Annotated in this window: 18 protein-coding genes and 5 pseudogenes; 7 read left to right on the forward strand and 16 right to left on the reverse strand. The window is 61.8% G+C overall.

Going from position 1 to position 26,384, the window contains the following annotated elements:
* Positions 1–8: 8 nt before the first annotated feature.
* From narI to BZ163_RS14850, 6 genes and pseudogenes are all read right to left on the reverse strand, one after another.
* Complete coding sequence (gene narI / locus BZ163_RS14825) at positions 9–689, reverse strand: respiratory nitrate reductase subunit gamma (protein WP_128871529.1); 681 nt, start codon at positions 687–689, stop codon at positions 9–11.
* Positions 682–1,437, reverse strand: a complete 756-nt coding sequence (gene narJ, locus BZ163_RS14830) for a nitrate reductase molybdenum cofactor assembly chaperone (protein WP_128871530.1) — start codon at positions 1,435–1,437, stop codon at positions 682–684. Before narJ ends, narI begins: the two co-directional genes overlap by 8 nt.
* Positions 1,438–1,439: 2 nt before the next feature.
* Positions 1,440–2,978, reverse strand: coding sequence for a nitrate reductase subunit beta (gene narH, locus BZ163_RS14835; RefSeq protein WP_123366640.1), 1,539 nt, complete (start codon positions 2,976–2,978; stop codon positions 1,440–1,442).
* Between the two features lies 1 nt (position 2,979).
* The gene (locus tag BZ163_RS14840) at positions 2,980–6,753 is read right to left on the reverse strand and encodes a nitrate reductase subunit alpha (protein WP_128871531.1); all 3,774 of its coding nucleotides are present in this window, start codon (positions 6,751–6,753) and stop codon (positions 2,980–2,982) included.
* 69 nt (positions 6,754–6,822) lie between these two features.
* Positions 6,823–8,220, reverse strand: a complete 1,398-nt coding sequence (locus BZ163_RS14845) for a NarK family nitrate/nitrite MFS transporter (protein ID WP_128871532.1) — start codon at positions 8,218–8,220, stop codon at positions 6,823–6,825.
* Positions 8,198–9,503 (reverse strand): annotated as a pseudogene (locus BZ163_RS14850) (nitrate/nitrite transporter). The gene BZ163_RS14845 and the pseudogene BZ163_RS14850 overlap by 23 nt, the downstream one beginning before the upstream one ends.
* A 303-nt stretch (positions 9,504–9,806) precedes the next feature.
* Between BZ163_RS14850 and BZ163_RS14855 the strand changes: the two are divergent.
* The 4 genes from BZ163_RS14855 (at position 9,807) to BZ163_RS14870 (ending at position 13,487) form a co-directional block, all read left to right on the forward strand.
* Positions 9,807–11,609, forward strand: a complete 1,803-nt coding sequence (locus BZ163_RS14855) for a HAMP domain-containing protein (RefSeq protein ID WP_128871533.1) — start codon at positions 9,807–9,809, stop codon at positions 11,607–11,609.
* Complete coding sequence (narL, locus tag BZ163_RS14860; RefSeq protein ID WP_128871534.1) at positions 11,606–12,253, forward strand: two-component system response regulator NarL; 648 nt, start codon at positions 11,606–11,608, stop codon at positions 12,251–12,253. Before BZ163_RS14855 ends, narL begins: the two co-directional genes overlap by 4 nt.
* A gap of 86 nt (positions 12,254–12,339) precedes the next feature.
* A complete protein-coding gene (locus tag BZ163_RS14865) occupies positions 12,340–13,014 on the forward strand; it encodes a Crp/Fnr family transcriptional regulator (protein WP_128871535.1) in 675 nt (224 codons plus the stop codon).
* A 74-nt stretch (positions 13,015–13,088) separates the two neighbouring features.
* Positions 13,089–13,487 (forward strand): putative zinc-binding protein, encoded by a 399-nt coding sequence (locus tag BZ163_RS14870; RefSeq protein ID WP_128871536.1) that lies wholly within the window; start codon positions 13,089–13,091, stop codon positions 13,485–13,487.
* Positions 13,488–13,742: 255 nt separating this feature from the next.
* Here BZ163_RS14870 and BZ163_RS14875 read toward each other — a convergent pair whose 3' ends face one another.
* The 7 genes and pseudogenes from BZ163_RS14875 to norR all read right to left on the reverse strand — a co-directional run bounded on the left by BZ163_RS14875 (position 13,743) and on the right by norR (position 20,456).
* On the reverse strand, positions 13,743–14,213 hold the full coding sequence (locus BZ163_RS14875; RefSeq protein WP_128871537.1) for an SCP2 domain-containing protein: 471 nt from the start codon (positions 14,211–14,213) through the stop codon (positions 13,743–13,745).
* Complete coding sequence (locus tag BZ163_RS14880; protein ID WP_128871538.1) at positions 14,207–15,097, reverse strand: U32 family peptidase; 891 nt, start codon at positions 15,095–15,097, stop codon at positions 14,207–14,209. The genes BZ163_RS14875 and BZ163_RS14880 overlap by 7 nt, the downstream gene beginning before the upstream one ends.
* Positions 15,098–15,107: 10 nt before the next feature.
* Positions 15,108–16,106: pseudogene (locus BZ163_RS14885) on the reverse strand (peptidase U32 family protein).
* A gap of 122 nt (positions 16,107–16,228) precedes the next feature.
* Entirely contained in the window at positions 16,229–17,464 is a 1,236-nt protein-coding gene (glp, locus tag BZ163_RS14890) for a gephyrin-like molybdotransferase Glp (protein WP_128871539.1), read from the reverse strand.
* Positions 17,461–18,015, reverse strand: coding sequence for a molybdenum cofactor biosynthesis protein B (moaB, locus tag BZ163_RS14895; protein WP_128871540.1), 555 nt, complete (start codon positions 18,013–18,015; stop codon positions 17,461–17,463). Before moaB ends, glp begins: the two co-directional genes overlap by 4 nt.
* A gap of 184 nt (positions 18,016–18,199) precedes the next feature.
* Positions 18,200–18,847 carry a pyridoxamine 5'-phosphate oxidase gene (gene pdxH / locus BZ163_RS14900; protein WP_128871541.1) on the reverse strand — a complete coding sequence of 216 codons (648 nt, stop codon included), beginning with the start codon at positions 18,845–18,847 and terminating at the stop codon, positions 18,200–18,202.
* 78 nt (positions 18,848–18,925) lie between these two features.
* Positions 18,926–20,456 (reverse strand): annotated as a pseudogene (gene norR, locus BZ163_RS14905) (nitric oxide reductase transcriptional regulator NorR).
* Positions 20,457–20,610: 154 nt separating this feature from the next.
* Here norR and ytfE point away from each other — a divergent pair.
* Positions 20,611–21,285: an iron-sulfur cluster repair protein YtfE gene (gene ytfE, locus BZ163_RS14910; protein ID WP_128871542.1), complete on the forward strand. Its 675-nt coding sequence runs from the start codon at positions 20,611–20,613 to the stop codon at positions 21,283–21,285.
* 172 nt (positions 21,286–21,457) lie between these two features.
* On the opposite strand, the gene BZ163_RS14915 is transcribed toward ytfE, so the two are convergent.
* Both BZ163_RS14915 and BZ163_RS14920 read right to left on the reverse strand, forming a co-directional pair.
* Positions 21,458–21,895, reverse strand: a complete 438-nt coding sequence (locus BZ163_RS14915; protein WP_128871543.1) for a CopD family copper resistance protein — start codon at positions 21,893–21,895, stop codon at positions 21,458–21,460.
* A gap of 28 nt (positions 21,896–21,923) precedes the next feature.
* Positions 21,924–23,114, reverse strand: a complete 1,191-nt coding sequence (locus BZ163_RS14920) for an NnrS family protein (protein ID WP_128871544.1) — start codon at positions 23,112–23,114, stop codon at positions 21,924–21,926.
* Positions 23,115–23,583: 469 nt separating this feature from the next.
* Between BZ163_RS14920 and BZ163_RS14925 the strand changes: the two are divergent.
* Together BZ163_RS14925 and BZ163_RS14930 are read left to right on the forward strand one after the other, a co-directional pair.
* Positions 23,584–24,268 (forward strand): annotated as a pseudogene (locus tag BZ163_RS14925) (Crp/Fnr family transcriptional regulator).
* Positions 24,265–24,465 (forward strand): protein DnrP, encoded by a 201-nt coding sequence (locus BZ163_RS14930; RefSeq protein WP_128871545.1) that lies wholly within the window; start codon positions 24,265–24,267, stop codon positions 24,463–24,465. Before BZ163_RS14925 ends, BZ163_RS14930 begins: the two are co-directional and overlap by 4 nt.
* 23 nt (positions 24,466–24,488) lie before the next feature.
* On the opposite strand, the pseudogene BZ163_RS14935 reads toward BZ163_RS14930, so the two are convergent.
* Positions 24,489–26,329, reverse strand: a pseudogene (locus tag BZ163_RS14935) (nitric oxide reductase activation protein NorD).
* Positions 26,330–26,384: the final 55 nt, after the last annotated feature.

Raw genomic sequence — 26,384 nt, forward strand, 5'->3', positions numbered from 1 at the left:
TTCTCTCCTCAATACTTCTGACGAACGATTTGATAACGACGCCCCAGGTACCAGATCGGTGCGCTGATCATGTGTACGAGGCGGGTGAAGGGGAACAGCACGAACAGGGTCAAACCGAGAAACACATGCAACTTGTAGATCAGCCCGACCGGCGCAATGGCTGCCGCTGCTTCCACCGGACGCAACAGCACGGTGTTCTGCGCCCAATCGGCGAGCATCACCATCACCGAGCCGTCCATGTGCCCGGTAGATGCGACGATGGTCAGCAGACCGAGCAGCAACTGCGCCAGCAGCACCAGCAGAATCAGGATGTCCGAAGGGCTGGAGGTGGCACGGACCCGAGGGTCGCTGAGCCGCCGGTTGACCAGCATCAGCAGGCCGATCAGGCACAACAGCCCGAAAAAGCCGCCGGAGACCATCGCCAGCAACTGCTTGTTCTCAGTGCTGATCACATGGTGATAGATCGACGCCGGGGTCAGCAGGCCGACGAAATGCCCCGCCAGCACGAACAACACACCGATGTGGAAGAAGTTGCTCGCCACGCGCATGCCGCGTTGGTTGAGCATCTGGCTCGAGCCGGCCTTCCAGGTGTACTGCGACAGATCGAAGCGCGCCCAGCTGCCAATCAGGCAAATCGCCAGGGCGACATAGGGATAGACCCCGAACAACAACAGGTTCCATTTAGACATTGCCTACCTCCTTGGCTGGCGCGGCGGCCAGCCCTTCATGCTGAAAATCCACCCAGTGCAACGGCACCGCGCTTTCCTCACGGGCCTTGCCCGGAGCGCTCGGCAGTGAACTGCAACGGTCCTGCTGTTCGGCCTGGAGGAAGTCCACGGCCTCCTCTTCCCAGATCTTGTCGAGGGCTTCGAGGGAGTCGTCGCGCGGTTCCGCCGCGACCTGCGCCCGCAAGTCGGCGACCGCCTGATGCGGTTCGGCCCCGGCAATTTGCAGCAGCGCTCGGAAGCAACTGGCGTAGGCGCTTTCACGCTCTTCCAGACGTGCGGCGAGCAAGGCCAGCAAGTGCGAAACATCCGCCAGGCCCTCGCGGGCCTCGATGTCTTCGCGGGTGGAGAGGAATTCCAGGTACAGCGGGATGTAATCGGGCAGCTCCTTGACGCCGATGGCAAAACCGGCTTCTTCGTATTGCGCCATCATGTCGACCATCGCCTGGCCACGGTCGCGGGACTCACCGTGCACATGCTCGAACAACAGCAGCGACAACGAGCGCCCCCGACCGAACAGGGCACCGTAGTGCTCCTGTCCGTCCATCAGGTCATTGCCGCAGATCAGCTCGAGCAATTCGAACAAGGCGCCGCGCTGTTTCGGGCTGATTTCCCTGGACTGGATGATGGCCTGCTCCAGTTCGTCGCGACCGCCAATCAGCGTCTCGGTCGGGTAATCGAGCAGCAGCGAAATCACTTTGAGAATTTGCATGCTCATTCCTCCCACAACTGCACGGTTTTCAGGATGTCGCGGCGGTTCGCCTTCTTAGCGCCGAACATGTTGGTGTCGGAGCTACCACTACAGCCGCTACCGAAGCTGAAGCCGCAACCGGAACGCTCGGCGAAGGCATCGCTCATGGCGTCTTCACGGTGGGCACTCGGTACAACAAAGCGGTCTTCGTAGTTGGCGATTGCCAGGTAGCGATACATCTCCTCGACCTGGGCCACGCTCAGGCCGACATCCGCCAGCACCTGCAGGTCCTGCACGCCGTCGACTTGCTCGGAACGTTTGTAGGCGCGCATCGCCAGCAAGCGTTTCAGTGCACGCTTGACCGGTTTTTCATCGCCAGCGGTCAGCAGGTTGGCCAGGTACTTCAAGGGAATGCGCAGGCTGTCGACGTCCGGGATCACCCCGTTCATACCGACGGTGCCGGCAGTGGCAGCGTTCTGGATCGGCGACAGCGGCGGTACGTACCAGACCATCGGCAAAGTGCGGTATTCCGGGTGCAGCGGCAGTGCGAGCTTCCAGTCCACGGCCATTTTGTAGACCGGCGAACGCTGCGCGGAATCGATCACTGATTGTGGCACGCCGTCTTCCAGAGCCTGACGAATCACCGCCGGGTCATTCGGATCGAGGAAGATCTCCAGTTGTTTCTCGTACAGGTCCTGCTCATTGGCGGTGCTCGCCACTTCGCTGATGCGGTCGGCGTCATACAGCAGCACACCGAGGTAGCGGATACGCCCGACACAGGTTTCCGCGCAAACGGTCGGCATCCCGGCTTCGATACGCGGGTAGCAGAAGATGCATTTCTCGGACTTGCCGCTCTTCCAGTTGAAATAGATCTTCTTGTACGGGCAGCCGCTGATGCACATCCGCCAGCCACGGCATTTTTCCTGGTCGATCAGGACGATGCCGTCTTCTTCACGCTTGTAGATCGCCCCGCTCGGGCAGGCCGCGGCGCACGTCGGGTTGAGGCAGTGCTCGCACAGGCGCGGCAAATACATCATGAAGGTGTTTTCGTACTCGCCGTAAATGTCCGCCTGGATCTTGTCGAAGTTCTTGTCCTTGCGACGCTTGGCGAATTCGGTGCCGAGGATTTCCTCCCAGTTCGGGCCCCACTCGATTTTTTCCATGCGCTTGCCGGAGATCAGCGAACGCGGACGCGCGGTAGGTTGATGCTCGCCCAGTGGTGCGGTGTGCAGGTGCTGGTAATCGAAGTCGAACGGTTCGTAGTAATCGTCGAGGCTCGGCAGGTCCGGGTTGGCGAAAATGTTCGCCAACACGCGGAATTTACCGCCGATGCGCGGGTTGATCGTGCCGTTGGCATTGCGGATCCAGCCGCCCTTCCACTTGTCCTGGTTTTCCCATTCTTTCGGGTAGCCGATCCCGGGTTTCGATTCGACGTTGTTGAACCAGGCGTATTCCATGCCTTCGCGGCTGGTCCAGACGTTTTTGCAGGTGATGGAACAGGTGTGGCAACCGATGCACTTGTCCAGGTTCAGAACCATGCCGATTTGTGAGCGAATCTTCATCTCAGTTCTCCTCGATATCGGTCGGCAGTGGACGCGGCAGGTCATCGCCACTTGAACCATCGAGCCAGTCGACTTTGGACATTTTGCGCACCACGACGAACTCATCGCGGTTGCAACCGACCGTGCCGTAATAGTTGAAACCGTAGGCTTGCTGCGCATAGCCGCCGATCATGTGGGTCGGTTTGAGCACAACGCGGGTGACCGAGTTGTGGTGGCCGCCACGGGTCTTGGTGGTTTCCGAACCGGGCACGTTCACGATCCGTTCCTGGGCGTGGTACATCATCACCATGCCGTCCTTGACCCGCTGGCTGACCACCGCTCGCGCTGTCAGTGCGCCGTTGATGTTGAAGCACTCGATCCAGTCGTTGTCCTCGATGCCGGCGCTTTTCGCGTCGTTCTCCGAGAGCCAGACAATCGGCCCGCCGCGGCTGAGGGTCAGCATCAGCAAGTTGTCGCTGTAGGTGCTGTGGATGCCCCACTTCTGGTGCGGGGTGATCCAGTTCAGGACGATTTCCTTGTGGCCGTTGCTGCGCTTGCCTTTCACCCCTTCGATGGTGCGGGTGTTGACCGGCGGCCGATAACTCATCAGTTGCTCGCCGAACGCCTGCATCCACGGGTGATCCTGGTAGAACTGCTGGCGACCGGTGATGGTGCGCCATGGGATCCCTTCGTGAACGTTGGTGTAGCCGGCGTTGTAGCTGACGTGATCGTCTTCGAGGCCCGACCAGGTCGGGCTGGAAATGATCTTGCGCGGCTGTGCCTGAATGTCGCGGAAACGGATGGCCTCATGGGCCTTGGACAGCGCCAGGTGGCTGTGGTCGATGCCGGTGAATTCCGACAGCGCGGCCCAGGCCTTGACCGCGACCTGGCCGTTGGTTTCCGGCGCCAGGGACAGGATTACTTCGGCAGCATCAATGGCGGTGTCGATTTTCGGCCGACCCTGGCTGATACCGGCATCGCCTTCCTTGTGATTGAGTTCACCGAGGAATTTCACTTCGTCTTCGGTGTTCCAGTTGATGCCTTTGCCGCCGTTGCCGTGTTTCTCCAGCAATGGCCCGAGGGACGAGAACTGCTTGTAGATGTTCGGGTAGTCACGCTCCACCACGTGCAGGTTCGGTGCGTTCTTGCCCGGCACCGGTGCCACGCCGGCGCTTTTCCAGTCGGTACCGCCAAAGGGTTGGGCCAGTTCGCCGACGCTGTCGTGCATCAGCGGGATGGTCACCAGGTCCTTTTCAACGCCCAGGTGCCCTTCGGACATGCTGGAAAACGCCTTGGCGATGCCTTTGTAGATTTCCCAGTCGGAACGCGATTCCCACGCCGGGTCGATGGCGGCCGACAACGGGTGAATGAACGGGTGCATGTCCGAGGTGTTCATGTCGTCTTTTTCGTACCAGGTTGCGGTCGGCAACACGATGTCGGAATAGACGCAGGTCGAGGACATGCGGAAGTCCAGCGTAGTGACCAGGTCGAGCTTGCCGATCGCGCCCTCGTCCACCCATTCGGCTTCTTCGGGTTTGCAGTCGCCGACCTGGCCGATGTCTTCGTTCATCACCCCGTTCTTGGTGCCCAGCAGGTACTTGAGCATGTACTCGTGGCCCTTGCCCGAGGAGCCCAGCAGGTTGGAACGCCAGATGAACATGTTGCGCGGGAAGTTGACCGGGCTGTCCGGCTGTTCGCAGGAGAAACGCAGCGAACCGTCCTGCAACGACTTGACCACGTAGTCTTTCGGGTCCATGCCGGCCGCAGCGGCGTCGCGGCAGATGTGCAAAGGGTTAGTGTTGAGTTGCGGTGCGCTGGGCAACCAGCCAGCACGTTCGGCGCGGATGTTGTAGTCCAGCGCATGCTCGGGAAATTGTGATTTGTCGGCCAATGGCGAGAGCACGTCGTGCATGCTCATTTTCTCGTGGCGCCACTGCGAACTGTGGGCGTAGAAGAAGCTGGTGCCGTTCATTTGGCGAGGCGGACGGTTCCAGTCCAGGCCGAACGCCAGGGGCAGCCAGCCGCATTGCGGACGGAGTTTTTCCTGGCCGACATAGTGCGCCCAACCGCCACCGGTCTGGCCGACACAGCCGCAGAGCATGAGCATGTTGATCAGCCCGCGGTAGTTCATGTCCATGTGGTACCAGTGGTTCATCGCCGCGCCGACGATGATCATCGAGCGGCCCTTGGTCTTGTCGGCGTTGTCGGCGAACTCACGGGCAATCTGGATAGCTTTTTCGCGGCTGACGCCGGTGATCTGTTCCTGCCACGCCGGGGTGCCGGGCACCGAGGCGTCGTCGTAATCCTTGGCGACGTTTTCGCCGCCGAGGCCGCGATCGATCGCCAGGTTGGCGGCCGACAGGTCGAACACGGTGGCGACTTTGGCCACGCTGCCGTCCGCCAGCACCACGTTATGCACCGGCACGCGGCGGTATTGCACGGCATCGCCGGCCACGTGCTGGAAGTGCTCGTGGGACTCGCCGGCAAAATACGGGAACGCCACTTCGGCGACGTCATCGCCGATCAGGCTCAGCTTCAGATCGATCTCACGGCCTTCGCCGCCTTCACGGGGCAGGATGTTCCACTTGCCCTTCTCGCCCCAGCGATAACCGATGGAACCCTGAGGGGACACCAGTTCGCCGCTGACGTCGAGGGCGATGGTTTTCCATTCCGGGTTGTTTTCCTGGCCGAGGTTGTCGGTCAGGTCACTGGCGCGCAGGAAACGGTCCGGCTGGTAACCGGCACCCGGTGCCTTGTCGACCATTTGCTTGAGCAGCACCAGCACCGGCAAATCGGTGAAACGCTTGGCGTAGTCGGTGAAATAGGCGCTCGGCTTGTCCAGGTGGAATTCTTTGAAGATCACATGGTTGAAGGCCTGGGCCAGCGCCGCGTCGGTACCTTGCTTAGGGTTCAGCCACAGGTCGGTGAGCTTGGCGACTTCCGAGTAGTCCGGAGTGATCGCCACCGTCTTGGTGCCCTTGTAACGGACTTCGGTAAAGAAGTGCGCGTCGGGGGTACGGGTCTGCGGGACGTTGGAGCCCCAGGCAATGATGTAGTTGGAGTTGTACCAGTCGGCCGATTCCGGCACGTCGGTCTGCTCGCCCCACACCATGGGCGAGGCCGGTGGCAAGTCGCAGTACCAGTCATAGAAACTCAGGCAGGCGCCGCCGATCAGCGACAGGTAACGCGAGCCTGCGGCATAGCTGACCATCGACATGGCTGGAATCGGCGAGAACCCGACGATCCGGTCCGGGCCGTATTGCTTGATCGTATAGACGTTGGCGGCAGCGATGATCTCGTTGACTTCCTCCCAGTTGGAGCGAATGAAGCCACCCATGCCGCGTTTGCTTTTATAGGAGTCGGCCTTGGCCTTGTCCTCGACGATGCTGGCCCAGGCTTCGACCGGAGCCATGGTCTGCCGCGCATCGCGCCAGAGCTTGAGCAACGGCTTGCGGATTTTCGGGTACTTGAGCCGGTTGGCGCTGTAGATGTACCAGCTGTAGCTGGCACCACGCGGACAGCCACGGGGCTCATGGTTCGGCAGGTCGTTACGGGTACGCGGGTAGTCGGTCTGCTGGGTTTCCCAGGTGATCAGGCCGTTCTTGACGTAGATTTTCCACGAGCAGGAGCCGGTGCAGTTCACCCCGTGGGTGGAACGTACGATCTTGTCGTACTGCCAGCGCGAACGGTAGACGTTCTCCCAGTCGCGAGACTCTTTGCGGGTCTCGCCATGACCGTCGGAAAACTCGTTTTGCTTGCGATTGAAAAACCGCAATTGATCCAGTAAATGACTCACGGTGTAGTCCTCTCAGGCTTTGTCGCGGAGTCTGTGCCCCGCCCACGCAATGGTTGGATTCGGGTCGTCTTAGCAGGGAGTCGCTGCGCCTTTGCGCGCGTACCACCACCAGGTCACCACGATGCAGCTCAGGTAAAAGCCGACGAACATGTAGAAGGCCATCTCCGGGCCGCCGGTCTGGGCCATCGAAGTGCCGAAGGATTTGGGAATGAAGAACGCGCCGAAGGCGCCCATGGCCGAACTGAAGCCCAGGACCGCGGCTGACTCTTTGCCGGCATTTTTCAGCGCCTGTTCGCGCACTGCCGGTGGTTTGCCGGTCGAAGCTTTTTCATGCTGGGTGCGGAAGATCACCGGGATCATGCGGAAGGTGGAGCCGTTGCCGATGCCAGTGGTAATGAACAGCAGCATGAACATGCCGAGATAACCGTAGAAGTTGCCGGGCTCACCGTTCTGCGGCAGGAAGTGCATGACGCCGAAGACCATCACGATCATCGCCACGAAGTTCCACAAGGTCACTTTCGCGCCACCGAGCTTGTCCGCCAGCCAGCCGCCCAATGGACGCACCAGGGCGCCAACCAACGGGCCGAGAAAGGCGAATTTCAATGCGATGACATCAGGGAATGAGGTTTTGATCAGCAGCGGAAACGCGGCGGAGAAGCCGATGAACGAACCGAAGGTCGCCAGGTACAACCAGCACATCAGCCAGTTGTGTTTGCGTTTGAAGATCACCGCCTGCTCGCTGAACGAGGCCCGGGCACTGGACAGATCATTCATGCCAAACCAGGCCAGCACCGTCACCAGGACAATGAACGGCACCCAGATGAAGCCGGCGTTCTGCAACCACAACTGGCCGCCATCCGGCAACGCTTGCGGCGAGCCGCCCATGAAGCCGAACACACCGAAGGTAATCACCAGCGGCACGCAGAACTGCATCACCGAGACGCCCAGGTTACCCAGCCCGGCATTCAGGCCAAGCGCCGTGCCCTGCTGCGACTTGGGATAGAAGAAGCTGATGTTGGACATGCTCGAGGCGAAGTTGCCGCCACCGAAACCGCAGAGCAAGGCAATCAACACGAACACGCTGTAGGAGGTGCTCGGGTCCTGCACGGCGAAGCCCATCCAGATCGAGGGCAGCAACAGCGACGCGGTGCTCAGGGCGGTCCAGCGCCGGCCACCGAAGATCGGCACCATAAAGGAATAGAAGACGCGCAAGGTCGCCCCGGACAGCCCCGGCAACGCGGCCAGCCAGAACAGCTGGTCGGTGGTGAAGCTGAAGCCGATGGCGTTCAACCGCACGATCACCGTGCTCCAGACCATCCAGACCGCAAAGGCCAGCAGCAGCGCAGGAATGGAAATCCACAGGTTGCGCGTGGCGGTCTGTTTGCCGCTACTTCCCCAGAACGCGGGGTCCTCGGGGCGCCAGTCATGAATGACCGGGCCTTTGTCAGGCTTTTGCAGAACGGACATGTTCTTCTCCTAGGGCAATGCTGGAAAACGGGGACTGGGTCAGCGGCGGCGCTTTACCCAGCACCGGGCTTTTGCGGATTTCGCTGAAGTACATCCAGGTGAGGGAGACCCAGACCACGCCGTACATCAACATGAAGCAGGAAGAGCGCACGCCGGTGAGGTCCACCAGGGCGCCGAACAGGATGGGCAACACGAACCCGCCCAGGCCACCGGCGAGGCCGACGATGCCGGACACCGCACCCATGTTTTTCGGGTAGTCGTTGGCGATGTATTTGAAGACCGAGGCCTTGCCGAACGCGAAGGCAATGCCCATGACGAACAGCAGCACGGTGAACAGCGCGGGGTTGAGGCCGATGTGGAAATCCACCGGGCCGTTGATCGTTTGCACTTGCAGCTGGGTCTGGGGATACGAGAGCAGAAACAGGCAAATCCAGCTGACCCACAACACCCACCAGGTCACGCTTTGCGCACCCCAGCGATCCGACATCCAGCCGCCGACCGCACGCAGCACGCCACCGGGCAGAGAAAAACAGGCCGCAAGCAACGCCGCGCTTTGCAGGCTGAAACCGTATTCCTGCACGTAGTACTTGGTCATCCACAGCGCGAGGGCGACATACCCCCCAAAGACGATCGAGTAGTACTGGCAGTAGCGCCACACCGCCGGATCCTTCAGCGAGCTCAATTGCTCCCGCAAAGTCGCGCCAGTGGCACTGCGGTGCTCCTTGTTTTCGGCGCTGAAGAACCAGAACAACAGCGCAGTAATAAACAGGATTGCGCTGAAGACTTTCGGCACCAGCTGCCAACTGCCGGCAGCGATCAGCGCCGGGGCGAGAAACTTGGTCACCGCGGCCCCGGCGTTACCGGCACCGAAGATGCCCATCGCGAAGCCCTGGTTCTCCTTGTCGAACCATTTGGCGACGTAGGCAATCCCCACCGAGAACGAGCCACCGGCCAGGCCGACGAACAAGCCCAGCACCAGGAACTGCCAGTAGGCGGTGGCGTGACTGATCAGGTACAGCGGCGCAGACGCAGGCCAGCATCAGCAGGAAGAACACGCTGCGCCCGCCAAAGCGGTCGGTCAGCAGGCCCAGGGGCAACCGCACCAGCGAGCCGGTCAGTACCGGGGTCGCGGCCAGCAGGCCGAACTGGGTTTCGTTGAGCTGGAGAAGGTCCTTGATCGGCACCCCGAGCACGGCAAACATCATCCAGACCATGAAACAGACAGTGAAGGCCAATGTGCTCATGCCCAGCACCAGGCCTTGTCGTACACGGGGTTGGGTCACGATGCTCTCCAGTCAGTTAGCCACGGCTGCAGACTAGAGAGGCCGACCCCGCAAAAACTTGATCCATATCAACGTAGCCCATGGGGGCACAGGCCTATGCTTGCGCGGCCTACCTCCAAGGAGGTAGTCCTGCAAAGGCTTAAAACCCTAGGTTTATCAGGGGCTTGGGCTTTTCTTCCAAGGTTTTTGCTGACAGGGATCAGTCGACAACTCTTTAGAGGTAGCGCGCCCGGGATCGGCGGCAAAACCTGCTCTGGTGCACTCTATGCTCTGTTTTCCTGATTTTTTCCCGAGTCGGCGTTGATGATTCGCTGGTTGCGCAGCTCCCTGCCCGCTCGCGCCGGGCTGGCGGTGATCCTGATCGCCGTGCTCGCCCTCGCCAGCTCATTGAGCGCCGGGCTGATCGCCTGGTTCAGCCAGGGCGATGCCGCCGCGATCAATACCGCGGGCTCGGTGCGCATGGAGACCTACCACCTGAGCTGGAAACTGGCGGCGGGCGCCTCCAGCGAAGACATCGCCAACGTCGCCGACAGCCTGCAGAATCGCCTCGACAGCCAGTCACTCAAGGCGGTGCTGGAGGATGGCCCGACCACCGCGCTGCAAATCAGCTACGGGCAAATCCAGCACTACTGGAACGAGGAGTTGCGCCCGGCGCTGGAACGCGGCGATGGGGCCGCTTTTCAAGCCAAAGCCCTGCCCTTCGTTGAACAACTGAACCAGTTCGTCCATCTGCTACAGCGCCAAAGCGAACAAAAGCAAGGCTGGCAACAGGTGATCCAGGGCATGGCCTTGTTCACCACCCTGTTCGTCCTGCTGATCGGGTTATACGAATTGCAGTATGGGGTCGTCATGCCCCTGAAAGAGTTGGTGGACGCCACCCAGCGCTTTCGTCGCGGTGACTTCAAGGTGCGGGTCAATCATCAGTCCCAGGATGAACTGGGCCAGTTGGCCATGAGTTTCAACGCCATGGCCGAGACGATCGAAGAATCGCACCGTACCCTGGAGACTCAGGTCCGGCAAAAAACCCTGAACCTGCAACAAGCCAACGCGGCTCTCGAGTTGCTGTACCAAAGCAGCCGCAGCCTGGCCACACGCCTGGCCAATGCCGAAGGCCTGGATGAGTTGATCCGGCGCTTTCAGCAACGCCTGCCCGGTTTGCGCCTGTCGCTGTGCCTGCAAGGACAATTGCAGGCACCGGCCCAGCAGTTGCTCGCCCTGCACGGCGCAAACATCCGCGAAGTCTGCGCCAGCAGCGATTGCGCCACGTGTCAGAAGCACCATGAAACCAGTCCGCAAACCTTCAGCATCAGCAACCAGGGCAGTGAACTGGGCGAACTCAAGGCGCATTTTGTCGACGGCCATCCCACGCAAGCCTGGGAAACCCAACTGATCCAGGCCCTGGCCAACCTGATTGGCACCTCGCTGTCGCTCAAGCGTCAACGGGAACAGGATCATCGCCTGCTGCTGCTGGACGAACGCACGATCATTGCCCGCGAGCTGCACGATTCACTGGCCCAGGCCCTGTCCTACATGAAACTGCAAGTCAGCCGCCTGCAGACCCTGATGCGCCGTGGCGAACCGGTGGAAACCCTGGAAAACGTCACAGCGGAACTGCGCGAAGGGCTGAACAATGCCTACCGTCAGCTACGCGAGTTGCTGACCACCTTTCGCTTGCAGATTCACGATGCGGGGCTGGTGCAGGAACTCAAGGACACCGCCGAGGAGTTCTCCCGCCGCGGCGAATTCCAGGTGCACCTGCACGTCGACGCATTGGCTTTTCAGCTATCGGCCAGCGAGCAAATCCACATCCTGCAGATCACCCGCGAGGCGCTCTCCAATTGCCTGCGCCACGCCCATGCGCAAAACGCCTGGCTGCAACTGCGTCAGGAAGGCGAAACCGTGAGGCTCAGCGTCGAAGACGACGGACGCGGGTTCAGCGGCAAAGTCGATCCGCGCGAACACCACGGCCTGAACATCATGGATGAGCGGGCCCGCAGCTTGCGCGGCCAGTTGCAGATTTTTTCCAGGGCGCCCCAGGGCACCCGCGTCCAGCTGGAATTCCGCCCGGAGTTTCTTGGACAGCAAACAGAAGGTAGCGTCACATGACCCCGTCCCCGCGACACCGAATCTTGCTGGTCGACGACCATCCGATGATGCGGCACGGCATCCGCCAGATGCTCGAGCTTGAAGATGATTTCGAGATCGTCGGCGAAGCCAGCCATGGCGAAGAAGCCCTCCCCTTGATCGAGCCGTTGCGACCGGACCTGGTGCTGCTCGACAACAACATGCCGCAGATGAACGGCATTGAAACCCTGCGTCAATTACGCGCGATGCACTACAGCGGCAAGGTGCTGCTGTTCACGGTCTCGGACGCCGAAGACGATATTCGCGACGCACTGCGCCTGGATGCCGACGGCTACCTGCTCAAGGACATGGAACCCGAACTCCTGATTCAGTACATCCGCGATGCCTTGAACGGTGTATTGGTGATCAGCCCGGGCCTGACCCAGGTCATGGCCCAGGCACTGCGCTCACCGCAACGCCAAACCGTGGTGGAACTGACCGAACGTGAACGCCAGGTACTGAAAACCATCGCCAGCGGCTTCAGCAACAAGGTCATCGGGCACAAGCTGGGCATTACCGAAGGTACGGTCAAGGTTCACGTCAAGAACCTGCTGCATAAACTCGGCTTGCGTTCGCGGGTCGAGGCGGCGGTGTGGGCCATGGAGCACTTGCGCAGTGCGGGCTGAAGGGCATGCCTCTTTCGAGGTAGACCTGCAGAGGCATGGGGCAATTGCCTCGTGTTCTTTACTATGATCGTCAGCGGAGGTACGCCATGCTGACCCACCCTTCCATCGTTTTAACGTTGCGCCGACACCATTTGTTCAGCCAACTGCCGGAGAAAGTCTTCGAGGAAGTCTGCGGGCTGGCGATGCTCAAGCGTCTGAGTTGCCACAGCACGCTCATGCACCAAGGGGATCCGGCCAAGCGCTTTTTCCTGTTGGTCAGCGGGCAGATCAAGCTGTACCGGCTCACCGGTGAAGGCCAGGAAAACCTGGTGGAAATCATTCAGCCCGGCCAGACGTTTGCCGAAGCCTTGCTGTTCAGCCAGGCCCGGCTGTACCCGGTGAGCGCCACGGCGCTCAAGGACAGCGTGCTGGTGAGCATCGAGGGCAGCCATTATCGCAACGCTCTGGAGGACCAGCCGAAAGTTTGCCTGGCGATCCTGGCGAGCATGAGCGTGCACCTGCACCTGCGTTTGCGCGATATCGATACCTTGACCATGGCCAGCGCGAGCCGGCGGGTGATCCATTTCCTGTTCCAGGAGCGCAACCCGCTCACCAACCGGATTGTCTTGCAGGTCTCCAAACGCCTGGTGGCCTCGAAGCTGGGTATTCAACCGGAAACCTTTTCGCGAATTTTGCACCGCCTGGTGGACAGTGGCCTGATCGCCATGGAACGGCGCAATATCAGCATCCTCGCCGAAGAGGATCTCGCGGCCTTCCAATAGACGGAATTGACCGCAGTCAATGCGCAATACCACCGGCCTTGCACACTGAACAGGTCCATCCATGGAGAGCGCTTATGCCCCGTTCAACCTTGCCTCTGGTTTACGCCTGCTCAGGCTGTTCCAATGTTGCCCAGCTGGCCAATACCCTGGCCGTGCGTCTGGATCGCAGCGGCCTGGCGGAAATGTCCTGCATCGTCGGGGTTGGCGGGCATGTGGCGGCGCTGGTCAACAAGGCGAGCTCGGGGCGGCGGATTTTCGCGCTGGACGGTTGTGCGCTGGAATGTGTCGAGAACTGCCTGAAACAGCATGGACTGCACGCGGATGTGCACCTGATCCTCAACCAACACGGCCTGCGCAAACGCAATGGCGAAGACTGCACGCAGGCGCAGGGGGATGAGTTGTTTGAAGCGATCAGGCAGTTGATTGCCACTGATGCCCTTCAGGAAGAAAACCGCCAGGAAACGATGGCCTAAGGGACAACGTAAATCTAAATGTAGGAGCCGGCTTGCCGGCGAAGGCGTCTTCATGGGCGCTGCAAGGCTCAAGGCCGCTTTCGCTGGCAAGCCAGCTCCTACAGGATCGGCTGCGAACCGCTGAATGGTGGACACGTTAAAACCTGTAGGAGCCGGCTTGCCGGCGAAGGCGTCTTCATGGGCGCTGTAAGGCTTGAGCCGCCTTCGATGCCGGTGCGGCGATCCGACAAGCCAGCTCCTACATGATCTGTGTTGTTATCCTGCCGCCAAGCCCTTCCCCGCCCGTTCCAGATTGCGCCACAACCACACAGGCAATACGTCAGGATCCAGGCTGTCGATCAGGTTCTTCAGCGCCAGTCCCAGTTCGGTATCGCCCTCGATCACCAGGCGCCGGCGAAAGAACAGCGTGTCCGGGTCTTCCTGGCGGCTGGCCAGCAGCAGAAACTCACGCCAGTTACCGCTGATGGTCACGTGTGCCGTGGCGCGCTCGGCAATCTGCAAACCCTGACGGCCGAGGGTCAAGTTCCAGGACAAACCCAGGTCCGGGATCCGCAGGCATAGCCAACGCCCGCGTAACACTTCAAATTCGCCATCGCGTAACGGCTCGGCGAGGCAGCGATTGAGCGCCTGCTGCAACGCCAGGCGCTGCACCGCAAAGGGCACTCGACGCACCAGCGGCAACAAGCGGTCGGCACCCTTCAACAGCCATTTTTTTCGATTCAACACAGGCCAACCTCCTCGACGCGCAACATGCCGGCCTGGCCATGCCAGTAGCCGTTGCAACCGTCGACGTACAGCGGTGGAGTCTCACCGAGGCGAACCCGTTGGTAGGCGGCAACCACCTCGGCCATGCCTTCAGCCCGGGGGCTCAGGCGCAACAGATCGGCACCGCAGGCCACCAGCCCGGCGTAATCCGCCAGCAGATTGGTCACCTCGGCCGACATCGTTTGAATGCCGTTGATGGTGAACAACGCCTGCCCTTCCTGACTGGTCAACGCCAGGCCATCGGGGTAGTTGATGCAGCAAAACTGGCAGTCGTCCTTGGGCTTGTTTTCCGCCCGAGCCGTGAAGCAGCGTGCGGAATAGGCCAAGGGCAAATGTCCATAGGCGAAGATCTCGACTTCCGGCACCTCACGCCCCAGTTCCCGCACCTGGCCAAGCACATCGCCAATCAGCGCCGCCGAGCATTCCACCGGCGGTACCCAACGGATCATGCCGCTGTCCAACAGTTGCGCCAACGCATGACCGTTGTACAAATTCAGCGCCGGACCGCCCACGAACGGCAACTTGCGCTCGGCGAGGAGCTGCACCGCGCCCATGTCGTTGGCCTCCACCAGCAATTGACCGTTGTCGCAGAGCCGGCGCAGGCTGGACAGTTCGGAGGCCGCTTCGATCAGTGTCAGGCTGGAGATCACCAACTGTGCCTGGCTGCATTCCTGTAACTCGCGTCCCAGCCCCAGCCATTGATCCAGAGAAAAGGACCGGCGTTTGGAGCACACGGTTTCCCCCAGGTAAATCACATCCAGGGGCAAGGCCGACATCTCGGCGTAAAAGTTGCTGAGTTGCTCTTTGTCCCAATAAAACAGGACCGGTCCAAGGCTGAGCTTCATCTCGCCTCCCTCATTGCCATGATCGATGGTAAGCACCCAGGGTGGTCTGGCTGCCTTCGGACAAACCGGCCAGCACCCGACGCCATTCCTCCTTGACCCGAAAACTGCCCGGCGAGCCACGATGGGCATCCAGTGCTGCGCGCCAGACGCGGGTGACTTGCTCGACATAGGCCGGACTGCGTTGCCGGCCCTCGATTTTGACCGCCTCGACGCCGATGGCCGTCAACTCCGGCAGCAAGTCCAGGGTGTCGAGGCTGGTGGGCTCCTCCAGCGCATGAAAGCGTTTACCGCCAACCAGAAAACGGCCCTTGCACAAGGTCGGGTAACCGGCCGGTTCATCGGGGGTGTAGCGATCGATCAGCACTTCACTGAGTCGCGCCGCTCAAGCCCTTCGGCGTCGTCGCTCCAGCGCACCGCCTTGGCTGGCGAACAGACGCCGCACAGGTTCGGCGACTCGCCGGTAATGTAGGAAGACAGATGGCAACGGCCTTCAGCCATAATGCACAGGCTGCCGAAGCCAAAGACTTCGATGGGCACCGGGCTGCTGGCGGCGACCTGGCGCACCTGCGCCCAGGGATAACACCCGTGGCAGCACCGCGCGCCGGATGCCGTAGCGTTGCGCATAGAACTGCAGCGCCGCGGCATGGGTCGCCGAGCCCTGGACCGACAGGTGCAACGCCAGTTGCGGATGGCGCTGGCTGGCATAGTTGAGCACCCCGGGGTCGGCGGCAATCAACGCGTCGACGCCGAAATCCGCGGCCCGATCCACTGCCCGTTGCCAGCGCTCCCAGCCCTTGGGCTGCGGGTAGGTGTTCACCGCGACGTAGAGCTTGCGCTGATGCTGGCGGATGTGGGCGACCGCAGCGTCGAACTGCTTGTCGTCCATGTTCAGCCCGGCGAAATGCCGGGCATTGGTGTCATCGCGAAAGCCGACATAGACGGCATCGGCGCCTTGGCGCACCGCCGCTTTCAGCGCAGGCAGGTTGCCTGCCGGGCAGACCAGTTGCATGGGTAATCCTCATGGGAAATCGCGTCTCGCCCGTCCATCGACGCCTGTGGCGCACCGGGCGAAAAAGGCGCTGCCAGTCTAGCGAGACCGGCAGGCATGGCCTTGACGGCAATCAATTGCCCTCAATGCAACAGGTCGGCGAAGGACAGGAACATCACGTTGTCGTGCTTTAGCACTTGCTGTTCGCACTCGATCACCGCCAACCCATCGGCCCAACAGGCGGCCGTCAACATCGCCGAGCTTTGCTGCGGGTGCAGCGCCAGGCTCAACTGGCCATCAGCGCCTGGGGTCAGCCGAGCCCGCAGATACTGCCGACGCTTGTTGCGCTGCAACCAGTCGAACCCGGCGGGCACGGCCAATGGCACCGGCAACACGTCTTTCACGCCCTGGGCCCTGAGCAGGAACGGACGCACCACCACCAACGCGGTAATCAGCGCCGCCGACGGATTGCCCGGCATGCCGATCCAGGGTTTGCCGGCCAACTCGCCAAAGGCCAGTGGCTTACCCGGTTGAATGGCCAGCCGCCAGAAATCCAGGCTGCCGAGTTCCTCGATGGCCTGCTTGAGATGGTCTTCCTCACCGACCGAGACGCCACCGGAACTCAACAGCAGGTCGCACTCCGAGGACGCCAGGCTCAAGGCATGCCGACTGGCCGCCAACTCATCGGCCATGACGCCATAGTCGTGCACCTCGACGCCCCAGCCGCGCAATAACGCGGCCAGGCAATGGCGATTGCTGTTGTAGATCTGCCCCGGCGCCAAGGACTCGCCGGGCTCACGCAGTTCATTGCCGCTGCTGAGCAGGCACACCTGCAGCGGCCGATAGACTTCGACCCGTGCGACACCGGCACCGGCGAGCAAGCCCACTTCCTGGGCACGCAGGCGCTTGCCGGCCTGGAGCAACAGATCACCGCGGCGGACTTCCTCTCCTTCCTTGCGCACGTGATCGCCAGCGCTTACGGGCGGAAACCAGACGCGTTCGCCATCGATCCGGCAGCGCTCCTGCGGCACCACGGTGTCGGCACCCGGAGGCAATGGCGCACCGGTAAAGATCTGCACCGCCTGCTGCGCGAGCAAGGGCGAGCACGCCGGATCACCCGCCGCGATTCGTCCGCCAATCGACAAATAGCCACCGTCCGGTGGCAGGTCAGCGGCCCTCAGGGCGTACCCGTCCATGGCGCTGTTGTCCCAAGCCGGCAGGTTGACAGGGGAATGAATGTCCGCCGCCAGCACCCGCCCCAACGCTTGATCCAGGCCGATCTTTTGCGCCAGGGGCGGCGGTGGTGCCTGATCCAGCAGACGGCTGATGGCCTCATCCACCGGCATCAGATTGCCGAGGTCGCACACCCGGCCGGTCATGAGCGTGTCTCGCAGGCATCGATGGCCCGCTGAGCTTGCGCTTTCAAATGCGGAGCGAAATTGCACGGGCCGGTGCGGCTGTCCAGCTGTTCGAGCAGGATCTGGTTCCAGGCGGTTCGACACGCGCCCGGCGAACCCGGCACGCAGCACACCAGCACGCCATTGCTCATCCCGGCCAATGCCCGGGACTGCAGGCTGGACATGCCGATCTCCGCCAGGGACACCTGGCGGAACAGTTCACCGAAGCCTTCCACATGCTTGTCCAGCAACGGCAGCACCGCTTGTGGCGTGTTGTCGCGGGTGGTGAAGCCGGTGCCACCGGTCATCAGGATCACTTGCACCCGAGGGTCGGCGATCCACTGGGAGACCTTGGCGCGGATCTGATAAATGTCGTCCTTGACCAGGTCGCGGTCGATCAACACGTGCCCGGCGGTTTGCAGCAAATCGGTCAGGGTCTGTCCCGAGGTGTCGGTCTCGACGGTGCGCGTATCGCTGATGGTCAGCACGGCGATGTTCAGGGGGGCGAAAGTGCGTTGCGCCAGGTGGGCCATGTCCAGGTCTTCCCGTAGATGAGGGTATGGCCCGAAGCCTGAACCGGAATGGCGAGCGGGCCTATTCCTCGTTGGAGGTACCTCCACAGGGCAATACGGATAATGCGTCAGGCACAACACCTGTGGGAACGGGCTTGCTCGCTCCCACAGGTCCCTCATTGCTACACGTTTTGCGCGAAGGAGCTCAAGGCGCCAAACGGGTCCGTTGCCACACGCCATCACGCGACCGGTAATCAAGCCGGTCATGCAACCGATCGGCGCGGCCCTGCCAGAACTCCAGCCGGTCCGGCTGCAGGCAGTAGCCGCCCCAATGCTCAGGACGCCGGATGCTGTGGCCGACGAAGCGTTTGATGGTGTGCGCGAGCATGGATTCAAGGGCTGCGCGACTCGCCAGCGGCCGGCTTTGCGGTGAAGCCCAGGCGCCGAGGCGGCTGGCCACCGGGCGGGAATCGAAGTACGTGTCAGAGAGCTGCGGGTCGAGCCTGGACACCTGGCCTTCGATGCGCACCTGCCGTTCCAGTCCCGGCCAGAAAAACGTCATCGCGGCATGGGGGTTGGCCGCCAGTTGTTGCCCTTTGTCGCTCTGGTAATTGCCGAAAAAAGTGAAGCCTTCATCGCTCAGCCCCTTGAGCAGCAGCACCCGGCAGTGCGGCCGGCCGTCGCTGTCGACCGTCGCCAGCACCATGCTGTTGGCCTCGACCGGCGCGCTCTCGGTGTCGCGGGCCTGTTGCAGCCATTGTCGGAACATCGCCAGCGGATCCTCCAGCGCCGCTTCGTCTTGCAGGCCATGAAGGGTGTAGTTACGGCGCAGTTGAGCCAGGGACAGGGGCATGGCGTTGATCTCCGGTGGGTTCTGCGCAGTGTGCGAGGCACCGCGTCAAACCTCCTTGACCGCCATCAACACTGTCGATTACTTGAGCCGCAGGCGCCGCGCCAGTTTGTGCAGATTGCTCGGATCGACTTCCAGGATCCGCGCGGCACTGGCCCAGTTTTCCCCGGACAGGGCCAGGGCCTGGAGGATTTTCTTGCGTTGGTAATCGTCGACGGCTTCCCCCAGGGGCTGGAACGGCGCATCCGCCATCACTTGCTCATTTGGCTCGACCACTACCCCCGGCGCACCCATTGCACTGTCGAGATCGAGAAGTTCCGGCTCCAGCGTCATGATCAAGGTGCGACTGCTGCCGCGACTCAGTTGCTTCAACGCGGCGCGACTGATCACGTGCTCCAGTTCCCGCACGTTGCCTGGCCAGGTGTACGCCAGCAGCGCGCGCTCGGCCGGCGGCGACAGGCGCAAGCCGCGCAGGCCGAGCCGCGCCCGGTTTAGCTCGAGGAAATGCCCGGCCAGCATCAACACATCGTTGCCCCGCTCGCGCAGGGGCGGAATCGGCACCGGGTACACCGAGAGCCGGTGATACAGGTCGGCCCGGAACAGACCTTCGCGAATGCTGTCCGGCAGGTGCCGGTTGGTGGCGGCGATGATGCGCACATCGACGTGCAACGGCTTGTCGGCGCCCAGGCGCTGGATCTCGCCATTTTGCAACGTACGCAACAACTTCGCCTGCACCGCCAAGGGCAATTCACCGACTTCGTCGAGAAACAGCGTGCCGCCGTTGGCCGCATCGAAGCGTCCGGCGCGGTCACTGGTGGCGCCGGAAAAGGCGCCTTTGACATGGCCGAACAATTCACTCTCCGCCAGCGACTCCGGCAAGGCGGCGCAATTGACCTGGATCAGCGGCTTGTGGCTGCGCCGTGAAAGCCGGTGCAAGCGGCGGGCGAACAGCTCTTTGCCGACACCCGTCTCGCCCAACAGCAACACCGGCAGTTCGGAATCAGCCAGCACATCCAGCTCATTGAGCAGCTGATGCAAGACCTCGCTCTGACCGAGGATCTCGCCCTCCTCGACGGGCATGCGAAAGTCCTGGGTATCGCTGCGGGACAAACGCAAGCTGCGGTTTTCCTGCTCGAGTCGGGTCACCCGTACGGCGGCCTCGATCTGCAGGGTGCAGCGCTTGAGTTCCTCCCGGGCCTGACTGTCGAAGGTTCCGGCGTTGCAGCGCATCGAGGGTGATCGCCCCCCAGATCCGCCCTTCCACGTACAGGCTTACGCCCATGCAGTCATGCACCGGCAACGGTTCGCCGACGTGGCCGTCGAGCAAGCCGTCGTAAGGATCCGGCAGGCGGCTGTCGGGCTCGAACCAGACCGGCTCGCGGGACGCCATGATCGCCGCCAGCCGGGGATGCTGGGCAATGACGAAGCGCCGCCCCAGGGCTTCATGCACCAGCCCCACGGTCGCCACCGGCCGGAGGCTGTCGTCATCCAGGCGCAGCATTCCCACCGCGCCACTGTTGAAGTATTCGCGCAGGGTCTGGACCAGTCGTTGCAACCGCACGGCATTGGGCAACTCGACAATCAGGTCGGCCGCCAGGCTTTCACGCAACATGGTAGTAAGTACCCTCTTTGGTTGGATTCACCCTAAAGCGTCAGGGTAACTATCACCACAACTAAAAAAACATCGATGTTTTTCAATCAGTTAACTATGGCATGCGGGGTGCAATGAGCCTGGGGAACCGTTGAAATCCACACAAGGAACCCTGATGAGCCAGACCCTATTGGAACAAAGCCTCGGCCAACTGGCCTGCGACATTCCCGGCGCCACCCGGATCTTTCACAACTTCAAACTGGACTTCTGTTGCGGCGGGCATAAAAGCCTGCGCGAAGCGGCCCTCGGCAAGGACCTCGATCCGCTGCTGATCGCCGATGCCCTGCACGACCTGCAAGACGCCGGCGACACCCAGCACGACTGGCGCAACGAACCGTCGGAGACGTTGATCGCCCACCTCCTGGCGCGCTATCACGCCCGCCATCGCGAGCAACTGCCGGAACTGATCCGCCTCGCCCGTCGGGTCGAGCAGGTCCACGGTGCCCGCAGCAGCTGCCCCAATGGCCTGGCCGATCTGCTGACCGACATGCAACAGGAACTCGAAGGGCACATGCTCAAGGAAGAGCAGGTGCTGTTCCCGATGCTGCAACAGGGCATCGGCCCGCAGGCCGCGCCACCGATCCAGGTGCTGCGCTTCGAACATGATCAACATGGCCAGGCGCTGGACCAGCTGCTACTCCTGACCAACCACATCATCCCGCCGGTCGATGCCTGTAACACCTGGCGCGCGCTCTATCGCGGGTTGCTGGAGTTCAAGGACGACCTGATGCAACACATCCATCTGGAAAACAACGTGCTGTTCATCAACGCCCTCAAACCCCGTCATTGATCGACAATCAATGACGCCGCATTCGCCGGCTTGCCGTAATTGTAGGAGCGAGCTTGCTCGCGATGGACTCAAGAGCGCCGCGTTTAACCAGTAAACACGCGTTATCGTTAACGACCATCGCGAGCAAGCTCGCTCCTACAGTATGAACTGACCCACACGTTTTCCAGCGTGATCAACCCTGCCAATAGAACATCGCCTTGGCCAGGATCACGATCATCACCATGTGCCCAAGGATGCTACGGCGAATCCAGCTCGCACGGCTAACCGTCAGCCGCGCGCTTTTCAGCCAGTACGCCAGCAACAGGTAATGGCCGATGATGCTCAGGGCCAACACGATCTTCAGGCTCAGCAACGTGCCAAAGCTGCTGGCCAGCGGCTGACTCAAGACCCCACGATGCTGCCATGCCAGGCTGATGCCGGCGCCATACAACAGCACCACCACGCCATGCAGCACCTTGCGTGAACGCACTGCAATCGCTTGGTCTGCGCTCGTTTGCGCGGTATCCGCCAACTGCTGGCGGGCGCGGTGCCAGATCACCACTTCGAAAAACAGCGTGCCGATGAAGGCAATCGCCGCCAGCAAGTGGGTGACCAGTAAAAAGGGATACATCACCGGCAGCCTCCATCAGTTCGTTTGCTTATCCCGGATGACCGTCGACCCGGGCCCGCAGCAGCATCGGCCCATAACGCCAGGCGTATAGCGCAAACGCCAACGCCCAACACACGCCGGCCAGCCACAACGCAGGCAGGGGAAAGAACAGGACCAACACGACCCGGCTCAGACAGGCCAGGTTGAGCAGAATGAACGCCAGGGTCATGCCCTGTGGCGGCTCCAGCGCGCGGCCGGTATGCCCCAGGCTGACCCGCGCGATCATCGCCAGTACCAGGCCGCCCATGGCGCCGATGGTCAGGCAATGCACCGCCAGGCTCGAATTGACCGGTACGCCAAAATGCCACAGCGCCATGCCCAGACAGGCCACCGCCAACCAGCCATACGCCAGGTACAACGACCACAGCAACGGCACGTGCCAGAGGGCGCGATCATGCCAGCGCACCAGCCGCACCAGATGCCCTGCTGCCAACACGGCGAACAACAGGCCCACCCACAGATTGGGCTCAAGAGAGAATCCCGCGGCATAGGACAACGCCACCAGGGGCGAACCGATCAGCAGCAGCCAATCCAGCCACGGCCAGGGGGTAACGCCTTCAACCTTGCCGAGGCCGCGCTGAATGAAGAACGGAATCACGCGCCCGCCGATCAAGCCCATCATCGCCGCCACCAGCCAAAGGCCGGTCAGCACGCCTTGACGCTGCCAGCCTTCATGACCTTCTAGCAGGCCGTACAGGGACAAGCCGTCGGCCGCCGCCAATAACAGCAGTACCACGGCAATCGGGTAGTTACGTTTCTGCCGCACCTGCCACAGGGTGAATCCCATGAGCGCGGCCACCGCCAGCGGGAATGCCAATTCCAGCAACGCCAGTACCGGCCAGGGTGCGTTGACCAGCCACGCCACTCGCGCCAATAACCACAGCAGTGCCAGCGCCGCCAGCGGTGCGCCGCTGATGCCGGGGCGGCCGGTCCAGGTCTGTACGGCCGTCAGCAGGAAGCCGGCGATAATCGCCAGGCCGAAACCGAACAGCAATTCATGTCGATGCCAGCCCAGCCAACCTCCGGCGGGTTGCCAGTCGGCCACCGAACCACTGAAGGCTGCCAGCCACAGCGGAATGGCCAGCACGGCCAACAGGCAGCCGGCGAGGAAAAATGGCCGAAAGGCCAGTCGTAACAGCGGCGCAGTAGCCATCGCTTTGCGGCGGTCAATTACTTGCATAAAGCCACTCCTTTACCTTGCTGCTGACCTGACGCCAACCTGCACTCGTCGAGGTAAGTCCGGGGGCAATCATCGGGTATTGGCGATCAATTACCGTTGTCGCAGATCAAGTGTGCAAGGGGCGTGCCCCAGGTGCAGATCGACAGCCAGGCGCAGTTCCCTCGCCACAGGGTGATCCGACTCAGGGTATAAATGACCATTACAGGGTTTTAAGTACCCTGATGCCCATGGTCTTTTTCACCCTAATCCTTGACTACCCTAATAAACAAGGGCTTGCGCCTATGGCCCGGGTCTTGCTCAAACGTTTGCACATCAAAGAAACCTCCCCTTGGAGTCGTCATGAAAAAAGTCATCCAGCCCTTGGCCTGGTTTGTGGTGTTGACCTCGGTCCTGGCGCTGGCCAGCGGCGTTTCCCTGGGCCTCGTCTGACTTGATTGCCCTCCTCCTTCATTTCTCAGGATGAATTCCCATGGTGCTTCACCGCGTCCATCACCAGATTCTGCGCAGTCATCATTTGTTCGAGCCGTTGAACGAAGAACAGCTGGATGAATTGATGAGTACCAGCCACTTGCTGAGCATCGACAAGGGCGAACCGCTGTTCCGCCAGGGTGAGCCGGCAGATTCGTTCTACTTCGTGATCGCCGGCGCGGTGAAGATCTACCGCCTGACGCCCGACGGGCAGGAGAAGGTGTTCGAGGTCATCGGCGATCGGCAAACCTTCGCCGAGGCGATGATGCTGATGGACACCCCCAATTATGTCGCCTCGGCCGAAGCGATCTGCCCCACCCAGTTGTACCGGTTATCCAACAACACCTACATGCGCCTGCTGCAAAGCAACAGCCGACTGACCTTTGCGCTGCTGGGCAAGCTGTGTGTACGCCTGCATCAGCGGGTCAACGAAATCGAAACCCTGTCCCTGAAAAACGCACCCACCGGGTCGGTGCGCTATCTGCTGACGCAGCTGGTGCGTCAGCAGACCGTTAACAGCCAGTTCGAACTGCCGATGGCCAAGCAGCTGATTGCCGGGCATCTGTCGATCCAGCCGGAAACCTTTTCGCGGATCATCCGCCGCCTGATCGATGAAAACATCATCACCCAGGACGGCCGACAGATCGCCATTCTCGATCCTTCTGCGCCTGGAACAGTTCGAGTGAGTGACCTGCCCGTCTGCCTGTATTGCCAACACGCCAACCCCTCTGGAGAAACCGAATGCCGCCGATGCGGCATGCCCCTGCCAGCCTTGGCCGGCCACGCCGCAGAACGCCGGCAGCGCCGGTTCATGTGGTTTTGCGTGGGCCTGACGCTCTTCTGCGTGGCGATGTTTTTCTGGTTGCCGCGCAGCACCGGCTGATGCTGCGTTGCTCAAGCCGGGGCTCAAGGTTGAGTCAGCTGGCGGTACAACTGCGGCAACCGCAGGGGTAGCTGTTCCGGCTGGCGGATCAAGGTATAGCCATTGGCGCCGAACATGTACGGCAGGTAATCCCCGGCTTCGCGATCAATCGTGATACAGAACGGTGTCAACCCCTGGCGCCGCGCTTCCAGCACCGCCTCACGGGTGTCCTCGACACCGTAGCGCCCCTCGTATAAATCCAGATCGTTCGGTTTGCCATCGGTCAGCAGCAGCAACAGTTTGCTGCGGCGCTTGCTCTTGCCCAGCAGTTGCGCGGCCTGGCGTATGGCCGCGCCCATGCGCGTGTAGTAACCCGGCTTGAGCCCCTGGATGCGACCGCGGGTGTTGTCGTCGTAACGCTGGGTGAAGGACTTGAGTTCCTGCATCCGTACCTGGTGGCGACGCAGCGAGGAAAACCCGTACAGGGCGAAATCATCACCCAGCACCGACAGGGTTTCGCCGAACAGCAGCAGCGTGTCACGGATCACATCGATCACCCGATGTTCATCGTTCAGGTGCGCGTCGGTCGACATCGAGACGTCGGCCAGCAACAGGCACGCCAGGTCGCGGCGGGTCTGGCGCTGCTCCATGAACAGACCGCGTTCGGCACACTGGCCATGCTCGCGCTCGACGTGGTAATCCAGCCAGGCCTGCAGGTCCAGTTCCGAGCCCTGGGGTTGCTGGCGTAACCACTGGCGGTCATTGCGCAGATGCTCGAACTGGCGCCGCAAACGATGCGCCGAGGCCTTGAGCCGTGGCGGCAGCGGCTGTGCCTCACAGTCCCGGGGCACCATCATTTGCAGGTTGACGAAGGCGTCCTGCAACTGCTGTTTGCGATAGTCCCATTCCGGCAACTTGATGCCCTCGCCCAGGGGAATGTCGTCGACATCCGCCGGCGGCAAATCCAGGTGCAGCTTGAGGCCGCCGCCCTTGCGCAGACGGGTGCGCGACAGGCTCAATTCGTCCAGGTCTTCGGCGACCCTGGCCGCGTCCGGGTTGTCGCTGTCGTCCGACCAGCGATCCAGGTCCACATGTTCGGTCCAGCTGAACAGGTTCTCCAGGCGCACGATCAACAACCCGCCGTCGCGAGTGCCTTCATCGATGCGCTTGGCGCGTTTGCTTGCGCCTTTGTGCTCACCGGGCGGAGTCGTCAGCGATTCTTCCGACTCGTCACCTAGGTCGGCAGCCTGGGGGCTGGCGAGGTTTTGCGGCGGGTACGCCCACACGGCAGCGGCCAGGCCGCCCGTTCGCTGCGGGGAAAGTGCTCGACGCTGCCGGGCTCGCGCAACGCCTGGCATAACGCCCGTTCCAGCGCGGCTTCGCCGGGGTTCAGCGTCGCCGGATCCGGGCGCAGTGGCAGATGGGCATCGACCAGGCGCTTGTAACGCGCTCGCAACGCGGGATAACGCCGCAACAGCTGTTGCGTCCAGCGTTGATTGTCTTGCCCCCAGTGGCGCATGGGGCCGGACTGCGCCGCCAGCAAGGCGAGCCAGCGATAGAGTTCCTCGTTCAGTGCCGCTTCGGGAAACACCGCAAGACTCGACGGCAGCCGCAGGTTGGCCGCGTCGCACCACGCCAGTGGCACCTGCTTGCAGGTACCGGCGATCTGCTGCAATACGTTGCGCCGCAGCAGCAGCTCGCGGTCGCTGGCGGCTTCGACACCGATGCCATTGGCACCGCCCATGGCGCGAAACAACACTGCCAGTGGACGTTGCCGGCTGGCCAGTTCGACCCGCGCTTCGGGGAAGTCCGGGCTGGCGCGCCGGGTGATGAAGCGATGCCAGACACTGCCGACCCACTCTTCCAGTTCGACGGTAAAGGCCATGGTTTTTTTCCTCTGCAAACCCATGTAAAACGGCCCGCTGTACCAGCCGGGCCGC

Origin of the sequence: Pseudomonas sp. VI4.1, assembly GCF_002029345.1 — a bacterium.
Taxonomy (GTDB): domain Bacteria; phylum Pseudomonadota; class Gammaproteobacteria; order Pseudomonadales; family Pseudomonadaceae; genus Aquipseudomonas.